This window comes from Deinococcus sp. JMULE3 (assembly GCF_013337115.1).
Classification (GTDB): domain Bacteria; phylum Deinococcota; class Deinococci; order Deinococcales; family Deinococcaceae; genus Deinococcus.
This window is the reverse complement of sequence record NZ_SGWE01000004.1, coordinates 234,832-254,087: the sequence shown is the minus strand read 5'-3', so window position 1 is coordinate 254,087 and position 19,256 is coordinate 234,832. Positions and strand designations below refer to the sequence as shown.

Genomic DNA, 19,256 nt, shown 5'->3' with positions numbered 1-19,256 from the left:
ACTGGCAGGGCGTGGGCGTGCGGGCCTAGATTCGGCGCATGACTGAAGGTCCCCTGCTGTTCCAGCCGCTGAAACTCCGCGACGTGACGCTGCCCAACCGCGTCGTCGTGTCGCCCATGTGCATGTACTCCGCGCAGGGCGGACTGGCGAACGACTTCCATCTGGTGCACCTGGGCCAGTACGCGCTGGCCGGGACGGGCCTGATCATCGCCGAGGCGACCGCCGTCAGCCCGGAGGGCCGCATCAGCCCCGAGGACCTGGGCCTGTGGGAGGACCGGCAGATCGCGCCGCTGGGCCGCGTGACGGACTTCGTGCACGCGCAGGGCGGAGTGATCGGCGTGCAGCTGGCCCACGCGGGCCGCAAGGCCAGCACGTACGCCCCCTGGCGCGGGCGCGGCGCGGTGCCGCCCGAGCGCGGCGGGTGGGACGTGATCGGCCCGGACACCAACGCCTACAACGACTCGTTCCCGCAGCCGCACGCCATGACCGGGGAGGACATCTCGGGCCTCGTGGGAGCATTCCGGCAGGCCGCCCGACGCGCCGAGATCGCCGGATTCGACGTGGTCGAGATCCACGCCGCGCACGGGTACCTGCTGCACCAGTTCCTCTCGCCCCTGTCGAACAGCCGCACCGACGAGTACGGAGGCACGTTCGAGAACCGCACGCGCCTCGTGCTGGAGGTCACGCGCGCCGTGCGCGACGTCTGGCCGCACCACAAGCCGCTGTTCGTGCGCCTCAGCGCCACCGACTGGGCCCCCGGCGGCTGGGACGAATCGCAGACCGTCGTGCTGGCCGGACTGCTGGCCCGCGAGGGCGTGGACGTGCTGGACCTCAGCAGCGGCGGCCTGACCCCGGCGCAGCAGATCACGCCCGCGCCCGGCTACCAGACGCCCTTCGCCGCGCAGGTGAAGGCCGCCGTGCCGGACCTGACCGTCATGACCGTCGGCATGATCGACACCCCCGAACGCGCCGAGGGCCTCCTGCGAAACGGGGACGCCGACCTGATCGCCCTGGCCCGCCCCATGCTGGGCGACCCGCACTGGATTCAGGCCGCCGCGCGTGACCTGGGCGCGGCGCACCCGCTGCCCGCCCCGTACGCGCGCGGCACCCGCACCACCTGACGCGGGGCAGGTCCCCGGTCAGGCAGATTTCGGGAAGCGACGCTCGAACGCCAGGCCGCGCGGCGTGCCGGTCAGCATCACCGGGGTGAGGACCGGCACGCCCAGCAGCGACACCCGGACGTGCCCCGGCTCGTCGGTGCGTTCCATGGCCGCCGCCACGGCGACCACCTCCCAGTCCCGCTGCGTGCCGAGGAGCGTGGCGGCCAGTTCGGCCTGACCTGAGCGCAGGTCCAGGCTCACGATCGCCGCCCAGACCGCCCCGCGCGCCGTATCCAGTTCGCCGGGGTGGTGCAGGGCAGAACCGACCAGCGTCCAGTGACCGGCCAGGGACGTCGCCTTCACGCTGGGCACGCCGCGCAGCGCCCCCAGTTCATGACTCAGGGCCTCCGCGCCGGGCGTGGAGATCAGGACGTCCACGTCGGGCAGGACGCTGCTGAAGTACTCCGCGACGACCAGACGGTCCCGGTGCGACAGGCCCGACAGGCGGGCCTGCACGGCCTCGGCGCTGGGCAGGACATCGGCAATGGCACTGCGGAACTGATCGGGCATGGTGGACTCCTCGGGCGGGACGCGAGCACCCGCTGTCCACAGCGTACTCAGGGGCGCGTGAGGACCGCCGGGCAGGTGCCGTCGCCGGGCGTTCACGGATCGTTCAGGCAGCGGGGGCGCGGCCTCACCTGCCGGACACCCCACGCGACCGGACCCGCCCACCGGCGTAGGGTGGCGGGGTATGCAGGCCACCCTGAACACCACCCGCCACGCCGCCGCCATCGCGGTCGCCGTGACCGCCGGGCACTTCATCAACGACGCGTACAGCGCCATGCTCACGCCCCTCACGCCCGCGCTGCAGGCGAAGTACGGCGTCAGTATCGCCGCTGTCACGTTCCTGGGCAGCATCTACTCCCTGACGAGCAGCGTCCTCCAGCCCGTGCTGGGCATCCTCGGCGAGCGTCTCGACCGCCGCTACGCCGCCGCGCTCGGACCCCTCATGACCGGGATCGGCCTGACCCTGATGGGCTTCGTGCCGTGGTTCGGGGCGCTGATCCTGCTCGTCGCGGTCGCCGGGCTCGGCAGCGGCTTCTTCCACCCCGCCGGGGCCGCGTACGTCGCGCAGCACAGCCCCCCCGACAGGCGCGGCCTGTGGGCCAGTCTGTTCAGCGCGGGCGGTACGGCAGGCATGGCCCTCGGCCCCGTGTTCGCGGGCGTGGGCCTCACGCACCTGCCGTGGTTCGCGCTGATCGGCGTCGTGATCGCCGCCATCACGTTCGCCGTCACGCCCAGCGGCGTGCAGAAGGCCAAACGGATTCCCCTGCGCGACTACGCGGGCATCTTCCGGGGACCCCTCGTGTGGCTGTGGGCCATGGCGGTCCTGCGCTCGCTGGCCAGCATGGGCTACAACGCCATGCTCCCGTTCATGCTCCTCGCGCGTGGCTTCGGGGCGCGCGAGGTCGCCATCACGCTCGCCGTGTACTCCGTCGCCAGCGCCATTGGCGGCATCGTCGGCGGACGACTCAGCGACCGCCTGGGCCGCGTCACCGTCCTGCGCGGCGCGATCCTCACCACCATCCCCTTCTTCGCGCTGCTGATCCTCTCCAGCCCCGCCCACTGGTGGTTCTACCCCCTGACGTTCATCGTGGGCGCCGCCGTGAACGCCAGCATCCCCGTCGGCGTCGTCACCGCGCAGGAGTACGCGCCCGGCCACGTCGCCGTCGCCAGCTCAATCATGATGGGCTTCTCCTGGGGCTTCGCGGGCCTCCTCGTGTTCCTCGTCGGCGCCCTCGCGGACGCCACCAGCCCCACCACCGCCGCCCTCGCCGCGCTGAGCCTCCTGATCCCCAGCGCGATCATCGCCGCGCGCCTACCCGAACCGCAGAAGGTGCAGTTCAGCTGAGCGGCGGCCGGGCCGGATACGGATTCCATATGACAGCAGGGTGGGCCCCGAGACATTCCTCGGGACCCACCCTGTTCTGCCCCCGTCCTGTCAGGCGGGCGTGAGCTCCCGGGTTTCCTGCGCGCGGACGGCGTCCATGACGAGTTTCAGGGTGTCGCGGCGCTGGGCGGCGTCGGGGATGTTCAGGCTGATGATGAGTTCGTCGGCGGCCGTGTCGCGCGCCAGGGCGTGCAGGCGCGCGGCGACGGTGGTGGGGTCGCCGATGATGGCGCGCCGTCGCATGGAGTCGGCCAGTGCGCGTTCCTGCGGGGTGTAGGGGTAGGCCTTGGCCTCGGCGACGGTGGGGTAGGGGGCGCTCTCGCCGCGCGTGAGGCGCAGGAACATCAGGCCCAGCGGGAGGCTGAGCTCCTCGGCTTCCTCGGCGGTGGGGGCGGTGACGACGCTCGCGGCGACGATCACGCGCGCCTCGGGGAACGCGTCGGAGGGTTCGAAGGCGCGGCGGTACGCGTCGGCGGCGGCGCGGGCCTGCGCGGTGTCCGGGTTGATGTGCCACGCGAACGCCAGCCCCGCGCCCGCTTTGGCGGCGACGTGCGCGCCGTAGCCGCTGCTGCTCAGAATCCACAGCGGGGGGAACAGCCCCTCGCCTGCCGGGGCGGCCACCGTGCCCGCGAAGGGGTGCCCGGCCGGGTACTGCCCGGTGCCGAAGGCGATCAGGTCCGAGAGTTGCCGCTCGAAGGACTCCTCCATCAGGCCCTGTGCGCCCCGCAGCGCGCGGGCGGTGCGGCCGTCCGTGCCTGGGGCGCGGCCCAGACCGAGGTCCACCCGGTCGGGTGCGAGGGCCGAGAGCAGCCGGTAGCCCTCCGCGACGGCCAGCGGCGCGTGGTTGGGCAGCATCACGCCGCCCGAGCCCAGGCGGATGCGACTGGTCCGCTGTGACGCGGCGGCCAGGACTGCCAGCGGCACACTGGACGCCAGCGCGCCCATGTTGTGGTGCTCGGCCACCCAGTAGCGCGTGAACCCGGCGTCCTCGGCGGCCTTCGCGTACGCCAGGGCGGCCTCGACCGACTCGGCGGCGCTGGACCCCAGCGGCACGGGGACAAGGTCAAGCACGGACAGGGGCAGGGGAGAGGGAACGCTCATGCCCGGCAGTGTGCGCCCCCCCGCGCGGGGAAAAGCTGCGCGTGCTCACGAACCCCGCGCCGTGTTTCCCGGCGGGGGACAGCTTCATCTGGCTAGTCGTCTGCGCCGCCGCGTTCCGCCTGTCCCGGCCACCCGCCTCTATCCTGTGCCCCATGAGCGTGGCTGCATGAACAACGACATTCCCGTGCAGGCCCTGGGCGGCCAGGGCGAGGTGATGGCGCACGCCGTGGACGCCTGCGTGCACTGCGGCTTCTGCCTGCCCGCCTGCCCCACGTACGCGCTGCTGGGCGACGAGATGGACAGCCCACGCGGCCGCATCGTCCTGATGAAGGAGGTCCTAGAGGGTGGCCTGCCGCTGGCGGACGCCGCGCCGCACCTCGACCGCTGCCTGGGCTGTCAGGCGTGCGTGACCGCCTGCCCCAGCGGCGTCCCGTACGGCGAACTGATCACGGCGTTCCGTGGCTGGAGCGAACCGCAGCGTCAGCGCAGCGCGCTTGACCGGTCGAAACGCTGGGCGATCCTCAAGGCCCTGCCCGCCCCGCGGCTGTTCAGCGTGGCGGCGCGCGTGGGGCAGTTCGCCAAGCCGCTCGCGCCCGTGCTGCCCGCCGCGCTGCGCGGCCCGCTGGACCTGCTGCCGGAATCCGTGCCCGCCATGCAGCCCAGCGCGAAGGTCACGCCCGCGCGTGGCATGCAGCGGGGCCGGGTGGCGTTCCTGGTCGGGTGCGCGCAGCAGGCGCTCGCGCCGAACTTCAACGCGGCGACCCTGCGCGTCCTGGCCCGCAACGGGATCGAGGTCGTCATTCCCGACGGGCAGGGCTGCTGCGGCGCGGCCGCGCTGCACACTGGCGCGCGCGACGAGGCGCTGAAACTCGTCCGCGCTAACCTGAACGCCTTCAACCCGGACGACTTCGACGCGATCCTCTCCAACGCCGCCGGGTGCGGCGCAGGCCTCAAGGAATACCCGATGGTCCTGCACGGCGAACCCGACGAGACCCGCGCGAAAGCCTTCGCGGCGAAGGTCATGGACATCAGCGAGTACCTGAACACGCTCCTCCAGAACGGCGAACTGGAACCCCCCGTCCCCGCCAGCCGCCCGCTGACGGTCGCATACCACGACGCCTGCCACCTCGCCCACGCGCAGGGCGTCCGCGCCGCCCCCCGCGCCCTGCTGCGGCACATCCCCGGCGTGAGCGTGCTGGAGGTCCCGGAAGGCGACCTCTGCTGCGGCTCGGCCGGCACGTACAACCTCGAACAGCCCGACCTGGCCGGGCAGCTCGGCGCGCGCAAGGCGAAGAACATTCTCTCTACCACGCCCGATCTGATCGCCAGCGGCAACATCGGCTGCCACACCCAGATCCAGAGTCACGTGCGCCGCCAGGGCAGCCCCACGCCCGTCCTGCACACCATCGAGATCCTCGACCGGGCGTACCGGGGGGAGCTGTGAGGGGTGATGGGGGATGGTTGATGGGTGATGGAGGGGGGGACTCGTGAGCACCGAGAAACTGGCGTTGACCACGAATTCCTCTGCTCGTAAACCTGCGTCGGCTGGGGGCGCATCCAACGCCCTCGCGGCTGACCTGACCCGCGCGCTGGGGCCGCGCAAGGTGCTGTCGAACCTGTCCGAGCGGCTGAACTACCGCTACGACGCCATCCAGTTCGGGGCGACGCCGCTGGCGGTCGTGCTGCCCGAAAGCACCGAGGACGTCGTGGTGGCGGTCCGGGCGGCGCGGGCGGCGGGCGTGCCCATCGTGGGGCGCGGCGCGGCGAGTGGCCTGTCGGGCGGCGCGGCCCCGCTGGAGCCGGGGCTGGTGATCTCGTTCACGCGCATGACCCGCCTGACCATCCACCCCGAGCGGCGCGAGGCGACCGCGCAGGCGGGCGTGGTCACGCTGGCCGTGACCGAGGCCGCCAGACCCCACGGGCTGATCTATCCGCCGGACCCGGCGAGTTTCCGCACGAGCACCATCGGCGGGAACCTCGCGGAGAACGCGGGCGGCCCGATGTGCTTCAAGTACGGCGTGAGCGGCGACTACGTCCGCGCGCTGGAGTTCGTGGACGCGGCCGGCGAGGTGCACCGCCTGACCCGCGACGTGTTTGATCTGGCGGGCCTGCTGATCGGCTCGGAGGGCACGCTGGGATTGATCACCGAGGCGACGCTGCGCCTGATTCCCCCGCCCCGCTTCACGCGGACGCTGATGGCGCACTTCCCGGAGGTCGGCGCGTGCGCGGAGGCGGTCAGCCGCGCCATCGCGGCGGGCGCGGTGCCCAGCAAGCTGGAATTCATGGACCGCGCCTGCACGAACGCCGTCGAGGACTACCTGCACCTTGGGCTGCCCAGGGATGCGGAGGCCGTGCTGCTGGTGGACACCGACGGCGAGGACCTGGACACCGTTCAGGACGAGCTACGGCTGGTCGAGGACGCCTGCGTCGCCTCGGGCGGCACGGTGCGCCGCGCGGCGACGGACGAGGAGGGCGCGCAGCTGTGGCGGGCGCGCCGCTCGGTGTCCCCCGCACTGGGCCGCATCCGCCCGCAGCGCATGAACGAGGACATCGTCGTGCCCAGATCGGCCCTGCCGGACGTGGTCCGCGAGATCCGCGCGCTGGGCGACGCCAGCCCCTTGCGGCTGGTGCAGTTCGGGCACATCGGGGACGGGAACCTGCACCCGAACATCCTGTTCGACCCCCGCACCGAGGACGCGCACGCCGTGCATGATCTGGCGCACCGCATCGCGCTGGTCGCCATCCGGCACGGCGGGGTCCTCAGCGGCGAGCACGGCATCGGCAGCATGAAACGCGACTTCATGACCGACGCCGTGGACCCCGGCACCATGCAGGCCCTGCGCGGCGTGAAACGCGCCCTCGACCCGAGTGGCGCGCTGAACCCCGGCAAGATTCTTCCTGCGGAAGGAGTGGATGGTTGATGGGTGACCGTGGATGGAGGACCTTCGCCGTTCTATCAACCATCGACCATCTCCCATTTTCTGCGCCGGAGGCCGCCCGTGACCATTCTTGACCTGTCTCCCGACGACCAGACGATCACCCTGACCGGTGAGGTCACGCTGCCCGAGGTGTACGCGGCGCTGCCTGCCGGGTTGTTCCCGCCGTTCCCGCACGTGAACCTGCCGGGCGGCGTGGGCGGTCTGATCGGGCGCGGCGGCTTCGGGCAGACGTTCCCGTTCGCGTCGGACGTGCTGGGCGTCACCTTCCGCGCCGCGAGTGGCCGGGTGGTGCGCGCGGGGGGCCGCACCGTGAAGAACGTGCAGGGCTACGACCTGACCCGCCCGTTCGTGGGCAGCTTCGGCCTGCTGGGCGAGCTGCTGGAGGTCACGTTGCGCCTGCGCCCCGGCCTGAGCGTGGGGCACGTCGTTCACCAGGGACCGCTGGCCCCGACCACGGCGCGCTTCACCTGGGCCGCGCCGGACGGCACGCACGTCGTGCACTTCGGTCATGAACGCGAGGTGCGTGCAGCGCTGGACCTGCCCGGCGCGATTCCTGTCGCCACCACACCTGATTACGCCCCGCTCTTCACGGGCGGAATGGGGGTCGGCGAGGCCGGACCGCTGCGGGACCTGCGCCTGGGCTGGCAGAACGGCGCACGGGTTCCAGAGGCCCCGGCGCTGTTCCGGACGCTGGCGGCCAGTCTCTAAAGGCCCCCTGAGGCTGTTCTCATGACTGACCCGCCGCCCACCGGTGACGGGCGAATACACCCCTGACACTTTTCGCTATTCTGTCGGGCGTGCTGAAACACATCTCCCTGATGACCGCGCTCATGCTCGGCGCTGCGGGCGCGCAGACCGTCGAACTGCGCATCCTCGAAACCACCGACCTTCACACCGCCGCCAAGGGCTACGACTACTACCAGGACAAGCCCACGGGCGAGTTCGGCCTGGAGTACACCGCCACGCTGATCGCCAAGGCCCGCGCCGAGAAGGTCAACACGCTGCTGTTCGACAACGGCGACCTGATCCAGGGCAACCCGCTCGGCGACTACGCCGCGCGCGTCGCGCCCATCAAGGACGGCGAACTGCACCCCATGCACCAGGCCATGCGCTCCCTGAAGTACGACGGCGCCACCCTGGGCAACCACGAATTCAACTACGGCCTGGACTACCTCGACCGCGTGCTGAAGTCCGCGCCCATGCCTTACGTGAACGCCAACGTCCTGAACATGGACGGCAGCAACAAGTACACCCCCTACGTCATCCAGCGCAAACTGGTCCGTGACACGCAGGGCCGCCCGTACTACATCAACGTCGGCGTGATCGGCTTCACGCCCCCCCAGATCGTCAACTGGGACAAGGCGTACCTCGACGGCAAGGTGCAGGTCATGGACATCGTCCAGAGCGCCCAGAAGTTCGTTCCTGACATGAAAGCCAAAGGCGCTGACATCATCGTCGCGCTGGCCCACACCGGCATCAACAGCGGCGCGTACACCCCCGGCCAGGAACAGGCCGGTGCGGAACTCACCAAGGTCCCCGGCCTGGACGTGATCCTGACCGGCCACAGCCACCTGGAATTCCCCGGCCCGGCCTACAAGGACGTCCCCGGCGTGAACCTCGCCAAGGGCACCATCAACGGCAAGGTCGTCCTGATGCCCGGCTTCTGGGGCAACAACCTCGGCGTCGCCGACCTGAAACTGAACTTCGACCGCAAGACCCAGAAGTGGACCATCCTGGACGCACAGGGCGGCATCCGCCCCATCTGGGACAAGGCCGCCAAGAAGAGCCTCGTGACCGCCGACACGACCGTCGCCGCCGCCGTCGAGGGCGCGCACCAGGGCACCCTGGGCTACGTGCGCGGCAAGGTCGCCGACCTGACCGCCCCCATCAACTCCTACTGGGCACTGACGCAGGACGACCCCAGCGTGCAGCTGGTCAGCAACGCGCAGATCGCGTACGTGAAGGCCGCGCTGAGCAGCACCCAGTACAAGGACCTGCCCGTCCTGTCCGCCGCCGCGCCCTTCAAGGCCGGGGGCCGCGCGGGCGTCAGCTACTACACCGACATCCCCGCCGGGACGCTGGCGATCAAGAACGTCGCCGACCTGTACGTGTACCCGAACACCGTGCAGGCCGTGCTCGTGACCGGCGCGCAGGTGCAGGAGTGGCTGGAGCGCAGCGCCGGGCAGTTCAAGCAGATCGACCCCAGCAAGACCGAGCCGCAGGCACTGGTGGACGAGACCTTCCCCACCTACAACTTCGACGTGATCGACGGCGTGAGCTACGAGATCGACGTCACCCAGCCCAACCGCTACAACAGCAAGGGCGAGGTCGTGAACCCGAACGCGCGCCGCATCAAGAACCTGACGTTCATGGGCAAACCCATTGACCCGGCCGCGCAGTTCGTGGTCGCCACGAACAACTACCGCGCCTCGGGCGGCGGGTCGTTCCCCGGCCTGAACGGCAAGAACATCATCCTGCAGGCGCCCGACGAGACCCGCGAGGCCCTCGTGAAGTACTTCAACGAGCAGAAGACCGTCAACCCCAGCGCCGACGGCAACTGGAAACTCACGCCCATCCCCGGCGCGACCCTGCTGTACGCCAGCAGCCCCACCGCGCAGAAGTACGCGCCGGCGAACGCCACGCTGGTCAAGACCCGCGACGACGGCTTCGCCGAGTACTACATCAAGTACTGATCCCTGTTGGTTCTGCGCGCCCCCGGCTTCGGCTGGGGGCGTTCGCTTTTGCGGGGTGGCGGGCATTCTGAATCGTTTTCGAAAGCGCAGGGGGTGGCATCGGAGGATGGGCTGTCTATGCCTCCGGTAGGGGTGGTCGTACGGCTCGAAGACGTGCTGGAGGGTGTTCGTGCGACTTTCGAATAATGATCGCCTGCTGTTGGAACTGTTTCCATTGACAGCCTGAGAGCGGAGGTGTACGCTTGCCTCACCAAGAACGAAACACGTGGAACCGCTTCACAGAAGCGGGCCGGGCCTGTCCGGCACCCACCCAAGGGGGATGCATGAAGAAAGTCATCGCACTCGTCAGCCTCAGCGCCGCCATCGCCTTCAGCAGCAACGCCAGCGCCGTCACCGTCACCCTCGCCTGCGGCGCCGTCGGCCAGGAACTCGAACTCTGCAAGGCCGGCGCCGCCCGCTGGGCCAAGAAGACCGGCAACGAAGTCAAGATCTTCGAGAGCCCCAACCTCACCAACGACCGCCTCGGCCTGTACCAGCAGCAGCTCGCCGCCAAGAGCAGCGACATCGACGTCTACCAGCTCGACGTCGTCTGGCCCGGCCTGCTCGCCCAGCACTTCGTCGACCTGAAGGGCAAGGTGCCCGCCGCTGAAGTCAACGCGCACTTCAAGGGCATCATCGACGCCAACACCGTCAACGGCAAACTCGTCGCCATGCCCTGGTTCACCGACGCCGGCCTGCTGTACTACCGCACCGACCTCCTGAAGAAATACGGCTTCAAGAGCGCCCCCAAGACCTGGACCGAGATGGCCCTGATGGCCAAGAAGATCCAGACCGGCGAGCAGAAGACCAACAAGGCCTTCACCGGCTTCGTCTGGCAGGGCAAGAACTACGAAGGCCTGACCTGCGACGCCCTGGAATGGGTCGTCAGCTTCGGCGGCGGCACCATCGTCGACGCGACCGGCAAGGTCACCATCAACAACGCCCAGGCCGCCAAGGCCCTGGACACCGCCGCCAGCTGGATCAAGACCATCAGCCCCGCCGGCGTCACCACCTACGCCGAGGAAGAAGCCCGCGGCATCTTCCAGTCCGGCAACGCCGCCTTCATGCGTAACTGGCCCTACGCCTGGGCGCTCGGCCAGGGTGACGACAGCAAGGTCAAGGGCAAGATCGGCGTCGCGCCCCTGCCCAGCGGCGGCAGCCGCAACGCCGCCACCCTCGGCGGCTGGCAGCTCGGCGTGAGCCAGTACAGCAAGAACCAGGCCGCCGCCATCGACCTCGTGCGCTACCTCGCCGGCCCCGCCGAGCAGAAGATCCGCGCCATCGAAGGGGCCTACAACCCCACCATCCAGAGCCTCTACAAGGACAAGGACGTGCTCGCCAAGAACCCCTTCTTCGGCAGCCTGTACAGCGTCTTCACCAGCGCCGTCGCCCGTCCCTCCGGCCCCACCAAGAGCAAGTACAACCAGGTCTCCCAGGCCTTCAGCACCGCCGTCAGCGACGTCCTGAACGGCAAGATGAAAGGTCAGGCCGCCGTCGCCAAACTCGCAGGCGACCTGAACCGCATCAAGGGCCGCGGCTGGTAAACCCACCGCGCAGGGGAGGGGGGACGCCCACCACCAGGGGCGTCCCCCCTTCCCATTCCAACCGCCCGCCAGATTCCACCCCGCCGGAAAGCGCCAGCCTTGCGAAAGCGTTCATCCGGCCGCCTGGTCCCCCCGCCCCCATACACTGAACCCACGCCCAACCCAGGAGGTCCACCGGCATGACCGTGAACACCCCGCCCGCCCGCCCCACGAAAACACGCGGGATCGAGGCCGCCCGCGCCCAGCAGGCGATCTGGCTGCTGCTGCCCACCCTGATCGCCATCGCCCTGGTCGCCGGGTACCCGCTGTACCGCACCATCTACTTCTCGCTGTTCGAGGCGAACCTCACCACGCCCGACCAGCGGACCTTCATCGGCATGGGGAACTTCTGGTTCACCACCGAGGACGGCGTCGCCCTGGGCTTCCTGCAGGACCCCAAGTGGTGGGGCGCCGTGAAGAACACCCTGCTGTTCACCGTCGTGTCCGTCACGCTGGAAACCATCTTCGGCATGATCATCGCGCTGGTCGTGAACAGCACCTTCAAGGGCCGCGGAATTCTCCGCACCGCCATGCTGGTCCCCTGGGCAATCCCCACCGTCGTGTCCGCGCAGATGTGGTCGTACCTGTACAACGACACCTTCGGCCTGATCGGCCGCGGCCTGCTGGGCGGACAGGCACTGCTCGCCAACACCGACAGCGCCATCTGGGCCCTGATCGCCGTGGACGTCTGGAAGACCACCAGCTTCATGGCGCTGCTGATCCTCGCGGGCCTGCAGAGTCTGCCCAGCGACATGTACGAGGCGGCCGACATGGACGGCGCGAGCAAATGGACGCAGTTCTGGCGCCTGACCCTGCCACTGCTGCGCCCCGCCCTGCTCGTCGCGCTGGTGTTCCGCAGCCTGGACGCCCTGCGCGTGTTCGACATCATGTCCGTGATGCTCGGCAACGTGAACGCCGCCGCGACCAGCATGACCGGCTACGCCCGGCAGGCGCTGATCGACAACTCGCTGCTCGGCTACGGCAGCGCCGTCAGCGTGGCGATCTTCGTGATCATCATGGTCATCGTCGTCATCTACGTCACCGCGTTCCGCGTGAAATTCGACTGAGGGGGCCGACATGAACCTGAAGACCAAGAACCCGGCCCTGTACTACCTGCAACGCGCGGCCTTCTACCTGCTCGTGCTGGTCATCGCCTTCTACCTGCTCGCCCCGTTCTTCTGGGCGGTCCTGACCAGCCTGCGCTCCCCCGGCGACCTGTTCCTGCAACCCGCTCAGTTCATCGCCGCCGAGACCACCTTCCAGAACTACACCCAGGTGTTCGCCAACCCGAACTTCCAGCGCGGCCTGCTGTACTCCCTGATCGTCGCCGTCGGCTCGGTCCTGATCAGCCTGCTGATCGGCTCGTTCGCCGCGTACGCCCTGGGCCGCTTCCGCTTCAAGGGCAAGCAGATCATCATGTACGTCATCCTGGCCGTCAGCGTCTTCCCGCAGATCGCCGTGCTGTCGGGCCTGTACACCCTGATCAGCGCCCTGGGCCTGTACAACAACCCCGTCGGCCTGATCCTCACGTACCTGATCTTCACCATCCCCTTCACCGTGTGGGTGCTGACCAGCTTCGTGCGTGACATCCCCGGCGAACTGGAAGAGGCGGCCCTGGTGGACGGCGCCAGTCCCCTCCAGACGCTGTTCCTCGTGCTGTTCCCCGTCATGATGCCCGCCCTGGTCACCACCGGCCTGCTGGCGTTCATCAACGCCTGGAACGAGTACCTGTTCGCCCTGACCTTCACCAGCACCAACCGCACCGTGCCGGTCGTGATCGCCAATTATTCCGGCGCCACGCAGTTCGACCAGCCGTGGGGCCAGATCATGGCCGCCAGCATCGTCGTGACTATCCCCCTGATCATCCTGGTCCTGGTGTTCCAGCGCAACATCGTGTCCGGCCTGACCGCCGGGGCCGTCAAGGGCTGACCCACTCCAGTCGCGCGGTCAGGAACCCACCGAAGGCAGATGGCAGAGGCCCCAGGGACTATCCCCCGGGGCCTCTACCTGTGAAGCCGTGGGAGGCTCCAACCTCCCGAGCCCCAGGTCACGCCACAGGTTCAGCCTCCGCCTCCAGGTCACCCCGCGCGATCGCCTGGGCCAGCGCGGCATGATCCCGCTCGGCCTGATCGGCGTACGCCACCGCGAAGGCCGCCACCGCCTGATCGAAGGTCTCACGGCGGCCCAGGTACGCACCCAGCGCCACCGCGTCCCCCGTTCGGGCGTGCGCGCGGGCCAGCGCCCAGCCGCACAGCTCGGCGATCTCCTCCAGCGTGCGCGGCGAGACCGCCTGCAGGTCGAAGCGGCCCTTCTGGTCCCGCAACTGCCGCACGTACCCGCAGAACCCGTCGCCCGCCGACCAACCCAGGAACGGATCGGCCGCCGCCTGCATCAGCTGCTGCCCCCGCACGATCCGGTGCGCGGCGTTGCGCGCCACGGTCGGCCCGGCGAACGGTTCCAGCACGCTCGGCCGCGCCTCCTTCACCTGCAGGAACAGCACGTCGTCCCCATCGGCGACCAGCAGCAGGACCAGCACCCGCCGACCGCAACTGCCGACGCCCGTGACCTTCAACGCCCAGTCCGCCAGGTGGTAGCGCGACAGCAGCTCCCGGCGGTCCGGCGCGACGCTGTCCAGGTAGTTCGCCCGCACGCCCGCCAGCATGACCTCCGCCTGTGGGTCCGACGTGTGCACCAGCAGCGGCGGATCGTCCCGCAGGCGCCAGCCGCCCGGCGTCTGCACCGCCAGTTTCTTCAGGGTGTGCAGGTGCGTGCGGGTACTGGCCTTCGCGAACATCGCCCGGCCGTGATCCCGCGCGTCGGCCGCCATGTCCGCCAGCGCCTCCGACGCGTCGATGCGGTCGTACCAGACGTCCAGGTGATGCTGCCTCGCGTACGCACGGACATGCAGGCGGTAGGCCCGCGCCGCGCTGCGCGCGGCATACACGGCGTCCGCCTCGCTGTGCCCCGCCTCGCGCCCGGCCAGCACCAGACTGGTCGCCAGCCGCCGCACATCCCACTCCCACGGCGCCCGCAGCGTCTCATCGAAGTCGTTCAGGTCGAACACCAGGTTCCGCTCGCCGGTCGCGAACGCCCCGAAGTTGGCGCAGTGGGCGTCCCCGCTGGCCTGCACCCGCTCGCCCGTCACGGGCGTGCCCGCCAGATCGGCCGCCATCAGCGCCGCCGTCCCCCGGAAGAACGCGAAGGGACTGGCGACCATCCGCCCGAACCGCAGCGGCAGCAGGTGCGTCATGCAGCCGTCCGTTCCCGCGTGCAGGGCGTTCAGCACATGTTCAGGTCGCTCACCGGGTGCCTCGAACAGCGCGTGGTCGCGCCGGGCCAGCGTGCGGCGTAGCGCGCGGCCCCGCGCCCGCCGCTCATCCCGGCCCGGCAACGGCACCGCAGAAAATGGATCATGCATGGCCGCATCGTGGCACGCCAGGACAGGACAGGACTTCACATGTGCCGCCCACCAGTCCACCCGGACTGCATCTCAGCGGCGGAACGCTCAGTTCAGGTGCGAGGGGTCCTCATGGGCGCCCCCGTACGTGCGGATCACGTCGCTCAGCAGCTGCCGCGCCAGCCGCAGCACGCTGTCCTCGGTCAGGTCGTCCACGCGGAACCCCTCGCCCAGACCGTACTCGCCGCGGAACTGCCCGTCCACCCGGCGCACCCGCACGAGCACCTCGCACAGACCCAGACGGTAGCGCGCCGCGTGCCACGAGCCCAGCGGCGCGGGACGCAGCGTCACCTGCGGGTCCGGCACCGGGTCCATGCTGACGTTGTTCAGCGGCAGGCCCGGCCCGCTCGCGGCGCGCAGTGCGTGGTACAGCAGGTTCAGGAATCCCTCGCAGGCCTGCACCTCGGCCTGCCGGGCCCGCGCGCCGCGCCGGATCACCGCCTGCAACTCGTCGAAGGAACTCACGGGACCGACTGTACCGCCCAATCAGTTCAGCAGTTCGTACGCCGCGTCGCGCGTGCCGGTCCCCAGCTTGCGCAGCAGCCCGTCCTGCACCAGTCGCCGCAGGGTCCGCCACGCCTGCTGCGTCGTGATGCCGCACGCTCCGCGCAGGTCCACGTTCCGCACCCGCCCGTGCTCGCGCGCCAGGGCCAGCGCGATCGCGCGGACCTCCGCCGCGTTCGGGCCGCTGCTGTCTGCCGGGCGGCGCGGCGCCCGCACGACCTTCGGCCGGGCAGGCTGAGCGGGTTCCGGCGCAGGCACGGGCCTCGCCGGGACCGCCACAGGGGCGACCACGGCAGCAGTGGCGGCCAGCGCGGGCGCCGCAGCCTCGATGACAGGCAGCGCCGGGCGGCCCAGCGCGCCCCGGACCTCGTCACTCAGGACGTACGCGATGCCGCGGCCCACCCCGGCGCGGCGGATCAGACCGTGTTCCTCCATGCCGCGCAGCAGGCGTGGCGTGCGGTCCTCCGGGAGTTGCAGCGCGCGGGCCAGCGCCGCGCGGGTCGCCTCACCCTCGCGCGCCAGCAGGCTCAGGACGATCAGGACGTCCAGCGACAGCGTCTGCATGTCCTCCTGCTTGCGGGCCACGAAGCGCACGAACTCCGCGTCGAAGCCCGGCGAGTGCAGCGCCAGCGTCACCGAATCCGGGTACGTGGTGTACTCCGGCGGTTCCTTCCCGTGCCGCAGCATCAGCGAGTACATCTTGTCCACGCCCACCCCGGCCCGCTCGACTAGCCCCAGGCGCGCCAGGGACTCCGCCAGCAGCGGATTGCGGCGCTTGGGCTGGTGCCGCAGGATGTTCCCCGGCGTGATCCCGCCCGGCAGCCCGCCCGGGTTCATGATCTCCAGCCGGTCCGGGAAGTGATGCACGTGCACGGCGTCCCGCAGCGTGTAATCCCGGTGCGTCAGGGCGTTCAGCAGCGCCTCGCGGTACACGACCTCGTCCTGGTCCCACACCTCGATGCGGAACAGCCCGACCTGCACCGGCGTGAAGCGGTTCCGCGCCTGGATGAGTTCCGCCAGCCGCGTCAGTAGCGCCGGAATGGGCCGCAGCAGGTCCTCGCGGAACTGGAATTCCACGTCGGTCGTCTGGTGGTGGTAGAAACACACCTCCGACTGAGGCACGTGCGCCCGCAGCGCCGCCGGGGTGCCCGCCAGCAGGATCGCCGCCAGCGTGGGCCGCAGCGCCCCGCCACTGGGAATCAGCAGGCCCAGTTCCCGCAGGAAATCCAGGTCCGGGAGGTTCGCCGCGCTCGCCCGGCGGCCCAGCCCGCGCAGGCGCGCGACCTCCGCCGGGTCCAAGTCCGCCAGGGACGCGTCCGGCGGGACGGTCGCCGTGAAATCCTGATCCGCGACCGGTTCCGCCTCGCCCGGCGTGACCGGCACGAGATGCGCGCCGTCCCAGGTGATCACCGAGCCGTCCGGCGCGGCCAGCACGTACGGCGCGTGCGGCACGAACACCGCCAGCACCCGCGCCCCGCCCGGCAGGCGGTGATGCTGCACGTTCACCGTCAATCTCCCGCCGGACAGTTCGAAGATCGCGTGCGTGATCATCAGCGGATGCAGTTCCCCCGCGTCCCGCGCGCTGCCCGACACGGCGTCCACACCCACCAGCACCGTCCCGCCCCGCGCGTTCGCGAGGCCCACCGCGTGCCGCGCCAGCCCCTCGGGCGTCACGTCCAGCGGCAGGTGAATGCAGGTGGGGCCCGGCGGGGGCAGCACCCCCAGCGGCGAGATGGCGTCGGTCGCGTCCAGCGTCACAATCCGGCAGTATAGCCGCAATCCGCTGTGCCGGGTGAATCCGCTCCGGATGAATCGGCCCGGCGCAGCCACAGCCTCAGGGTCCGCAGCTCTGTTGGCGCGGTACGGTCGTCCAGCCACACCAGCGCCGCCCGCCTGCCCACACCCCACACGACCGCCGCCTGCCCGAACCGGCGCCCCAGCCGCGCCGCCTCGCGCAGCGGCACCCCGCGCAGGATCAGCGTGTCCTCACGCCACTCGCCGTCCCCGTTCCAGCCGGGCAGGGGAGACCACCGCCCGACCTCTCCGGCCAGTTCGGCCTGCCGCCGCGCGTTCAGGACGGCGTCCGCCATCCGGCCCGCCGGATTCCACGCGGTCACGATCGCCCAGCGTCCCCCCGGCGCAGTCCAGCTGGGTGCGCTCCAGTCAGGCCCGCTGCAGTCAGGCAGGGCGCCCGGCCCGCGCGGCGAGAGGGTCAGCCGCTCCCCGGCCCGGCCATAGCTGCTGCCCAGGAACGCGGCCCGCAGATCCGGCGTGTCCGGCATCCGCCCCGGCCCCTACCGCGTGACGACAGCCTGCACGCTCAGGATCTGCGAGTTCTTCAGGCGGAACACCAGCCCCACCCGCTGCCCGACCTTGAACGTGCCGCCCAGCACCACGCGCGCCCGCGCGTCCGGACCGAACGTCACCTGGCCTGGCACCGGCAGGCTGGACACGACCTTGCAGCGCGGCTCGCAGCGCATCAGCCGCGCGCGGCCCGCGCTGCTCCAGACGCCCAGCAGTTCGTCGGTGCGGGACAGTTTCAGCGTGCCGGACAGCAGCACGCCCTCGCGCAGGAGCTTCAGGGTGATGGGCTGCGGCGCGTTCGCCTGCGCCGCGGGGGACAGCGCCAGCAGCGCCGCGCACAGCAGAGTCCTGACCTTCATTCCACTCCCTCCTCGTCACCCGCGGGGTCGGCGCCCAGGTCCGGAGTCGCGGCGTCCACGCTGGTCTTCATGACCTCACGCAGCACACTCGTGGCGAAACTGCCCTTCGGCAGCGTGAACGACAGCGTGAAGCCGTCCTCCTCGGGCGTCACTGCCGCCTCCTGCGGGAACACCCGCGTCAGGCGGCGGTCCCCCTTGCGACTGCCGAACACCTCGGGGCTCAGGCCCAGTTCGTCCAGCACCGCGCGTTCCAGGTCACCGGCCTCCAGCGTCAGCGGTTTGACCTTGCGGCCGAACAGCGTGCCGGTGGCACTCACCTCGCCCCGCTGCGCGCGCGGCGTCTCGGCGGCAGCGTCCTGCACGCTGAACACGCCGCCCGTGTCGTGCTTCTTCGCCATATCCCCCAAGAGCAGCGCGTCGAACACGCCCCGGTCCAGGCGGCGGCTGACGAAGGCGTTGAACACCACGCTCTGCAGGGCGCTCGTCAGGAAGCGGCGCACGCGCGGGTCCCGCACGCGCGATTCGCCGCGCACGACGCGCAGGCCCTCCTCGGCGTTGACGCCGCCCAGCCCGAAGCGCTGCGGCCCGAAGTAGTTCGGCACGCCCCGCGCGACCAGCTCCGCCAGCGTCCCGGCGGCCTCGTCGGCCCGGCCCGCCGCGTCCCGCACCCGCACCTGGAAGCGGTTGCCGCTCAGGTGCCCCATCGCCAGCTTGTTCCCGTGCCGCTGCACGTTCAGCACGCGCACGCCGTCCATCTCGAAGGTGGGCAGTCGGGACTCGAATTTCGCCGGGAGACTGATCCACTGCGAGGTGACCGCGTGCCGGTCCTTGAGACCCGCCACGCCCACGTCCCGGTCGCGCACGCCCAGCTGGGCGCCCAGCTCGCGCAGGACGTGCGCGGTCGTGTGGCCGGTCTTCTCCAGCTGCACGAACAGGAAGTCGCCGTCGCCGCTGAGGGAGTAGGCGGGGAGTTCCTCCACGCGGAAATCCGAGGGTTCACGCCGCAGGACGCCGCCGGTACCCGGCCCGTCCGTGAGGGCACGAAGCGCCGACCAGTCAAACACCAGACTCACGATCCGACCACCATATCCCGCCCCGTCAGAATCGATGTGAAAAATCCCGCATCGTCATGAGGGCGCCCCGGAACCCGCCCAGCCGGAAGTGACCCTTGGGCCGTCAGCCGGAACGTGGGACGGAGGGCGGGCCGCGTGAGCGGCATGAAGAAA

Annotated in this window: 17 protein-coding genes; 9 read left to right on the top strand and 8 right to left on the bottom strand. The window is 70.5% G+C overall.

Features of this window, described 5'->3' with window-relative positions:
- The first annotated feature begins 38 nt into the window (after positions 1-38).
- Complete coding sequence (locus EXW95_RS04045; protein WP_174366373.1) at positions 39-1,121, top strand: NADH:flavin oxidoreductase/NADH oxidase; 1,083 nt, start codon at positions 39-41, stop codon at positions 1,119-1,121.
- An 18-nt stretch (positions 1,122-1,139) separates the two neighbouring features.
- Here EXW95_RS04045 and EXW95_RS04040 read toward each other — a convergent pair whose 3' ends face one another.
- Positions 1,140-1,670 (bottom strand): hypothetical protein, encoded by a 531-nt coding sequence (locus EXW95_RS04040; RefSeq protein WP_174366372.1) that lies wholly within the window; start codon positions 1,668-1,670, stop codon positions 1,140-1,142.
- A 181-nt stretch (positions 1,671-1,851) separates the two neighbouring features.
- Between EXW95_RS04040 and EXW95_RS04035 the strand changes: the two genes are divergently transcribed.
- Positions 1,852-3,012, top strand: a complete 1,161-nt coding sequence (locus tag EXW95_RS04035) for an MFS transporter (protein WP_174366371.1) — start codon at positions 1,852-1,854, stop codon at positions 3,010-3,012.
- A 90-nt stretch (positions 3,013-3,102) separates the two neighbouring features.
- On the opposite strand, the gene EXW95_RS04030 is transcribed toward EXW95_RS04035, so the two are convergent.
- Complete coding sequence (locus EXW95_RS04030; protein WP_174366370.1) at positions 3,103-4,152, bottom strand: LLM class flavin-dependent oxidoreductase; 1,050 nt, start codon at positions 4,150-4,152, stop codon at positions 3,103-3,105.
- A gap of 166 nt (positions 4,153-4,318) precedes the next feature.
- Here EXW95_RS04030 and glcF point away from each other — a divergent pair, with 166 nt between their 5' ends.
- The 7 genes from glcF to EXW95_RS03995 all read left to right on the top strand — a co-directional run bounded on the left by glcF (position 4,319) and on the right by EXW95_RS03995 (position 13,335).
- Positions 4,319-5,596 (top strand): glycolate oxidase subunit GlcF, encoded by a 1,278-nt coding sequence (glcF, locus tag EXW95_RS04025; RefSeq protein ID WP_174366369.1) that lies wholly within the window; start codon positions 4,319-4,321, stop codon positions 5,594-5,596.
- Positions 5,597-5,639: 43 nt separating this feature from the next.
- The gene (locus tag EXW95_RS04020) at positions 5,640-7,073 is read left to right on the top strand and encodes an FAD-linked oxidase C-terminal domain-containing protein (RefSeq protein WP_174366368.1); all 1,434 of its coding nucleotides are present in this window, start codon (positions 5,640-5,642) and stop codon (positions 7,071-7,073) included.
- A 78-nt stretch (positions 7,074-7,151) separates the two neighbouring features.
- Positions 7,152-7,799 (top strand): DUF5639 domain-containing protein, encoded by a 648-nt coding sequence (locus tag EXW95_RS04015; RefSeq protein ID WP_174366367.1) that lies wholly within the window; start codon positions 7,152-7,154, stop codon positions 7,797-7,799.
- Between the two features lie 110 nt (positions 7,800-7,909).
- Positions 7,910-9,784: a 2',3'-cyclic-nucleotide 2'-phosphodiesterase gene (cpdB, locus tag EXW95_RS04010; protein ID WP_174368805.1), complete on the top strand. Its 1,875-nt coding sequence runs from the start codon at positions 7,910-7,912 to the stop codon at positions 9,782-9,784.
- A 323-nt stretch (positions 9,785-10,107) separates the two neighbouring features.
- Positions 10,108-11,367, top strand: coding sequence for an ABC transporter substrate-binding protein (locus tag EXW95_RS04005; protein WP_174366366.1), 1,260 nt, complete (start codon positions 10,108-10,110; stop codon positions 11,365-11,367).
- Between the two features lie 179 nt (positions 11,368-11,546).
- Positions 11,547-12,473 carry a carbohydrate ABC transporter permease gene (locus EXW95_RS04000; RefSeq protein WP_174366365.1) on the top strand — a complete coding sequence of 309 codons (927 nt, stop codon included), beginning with the start codon at positions 11,547-11,549 and terminating at the stop codon, positions 12,471-12,473.
- Positions 12,474-12,483: 10 nt separating this feature from the next.
- Positions 12,484-13,335 carry a carbohydrate ABC transporter permease gene (locus EXW95_RS03995; RefSeq protein WP_058976391.1) on the top strand — a complete coding sequence of 284 codons (852 nt, stop codon included), beginning with the start codon at positions 12,484-12,486 and terminating at the stop codon, positions 13,333-13,335.
- A 118-nt stretch (positions 13,336-13,453) separates the two neighbouring features.
- Here the strand turns inward: EXW95_RS03995 and EXW95_RS03990 are convergent, their stop codons facing one another.
- The 6 genes from EXW95_RS03990 to truD all read right to left on the bottom strand — a co-directional run bounded on the left by EXW95_RS03990 (position 13,454) and on the right by truD (position 19,103).
- Complete coding sequence (locus EXW95_RS03990; RefSeq protein WP_174366364.1) at positions 13,454-14,824, bottom strand: DUF2252 domain-containing protein; 1,371 nt, start codon at positions 14,822-14,824, stop codon at positions 13,454-13,456.
- An 87-nt stretch (positions 14,825-14,911) separates the two neighbouring features.
- Positions 14,912-15,328: a hypothetical protein gene (locus EXW95_RS03985; protein WP_174366363.1), complete on the bottom strand. Its 417-nt coding sequence runs from the start codon at positions 15,326-15,328 to the stop codon at positions 14,912-14,914.
- Between the two features lie 21 nt (positions 15,329-15,349).
- Positions 15,350-17,125 (bottom strand): helix-turn-helix domain-containing protein, encoded by a 1,776-nt coding sequence (locus EXW95_RS03980; RefSeq protein WP_174366362.1) that lies wholly within the window; start codon positions 17,123-17,125, stop codon positions 15,350-15,352.
- On the bottom strand, positions 17,122-17,649 hold the full coding sequence (locus tag EXW95_RS03975; RefSeq protein WP_174366361.1) for a DUF3293 domain-containing protein: 528 nt from the start codon (positions 17,647-17,649) through the stop codon (positions 17,122-17,124). Before EXW95_RS03975 ends, EXW95_RS03980 begins: the two co-directional genes overlap by 4 nt.
- 12 nt (positions 17,650-17,661) lie before the next feature.
- Positions 17,662-18,030: a hypothetical protein gene (locus EXW95_RS03970; protein ID WP_174366360.1), complete on the bottom strand. Its 369-nt coding sequence runs from the start codon at positions 18,028-18,030 to the stop codon at positions 17,662-17,664.
- Positions 18,027-19,103, bottom strand: coding sequence for a tRNA pseudouridine(13) synthase TruD (truD, locus tag EXW95_RS03965; protein ID WP_174366359.1), 1,077 nt, complete (start codon positions 19,101-19,103; stop codon positions 18,027-18,029). The genes EXW95_RS03970 and truD overlap by 4 nt, the downstream gene beginning before the upstream one ends.
- Between the last annotated feature and the right edge of the window lie 153 nt (positions 19,104-19,256).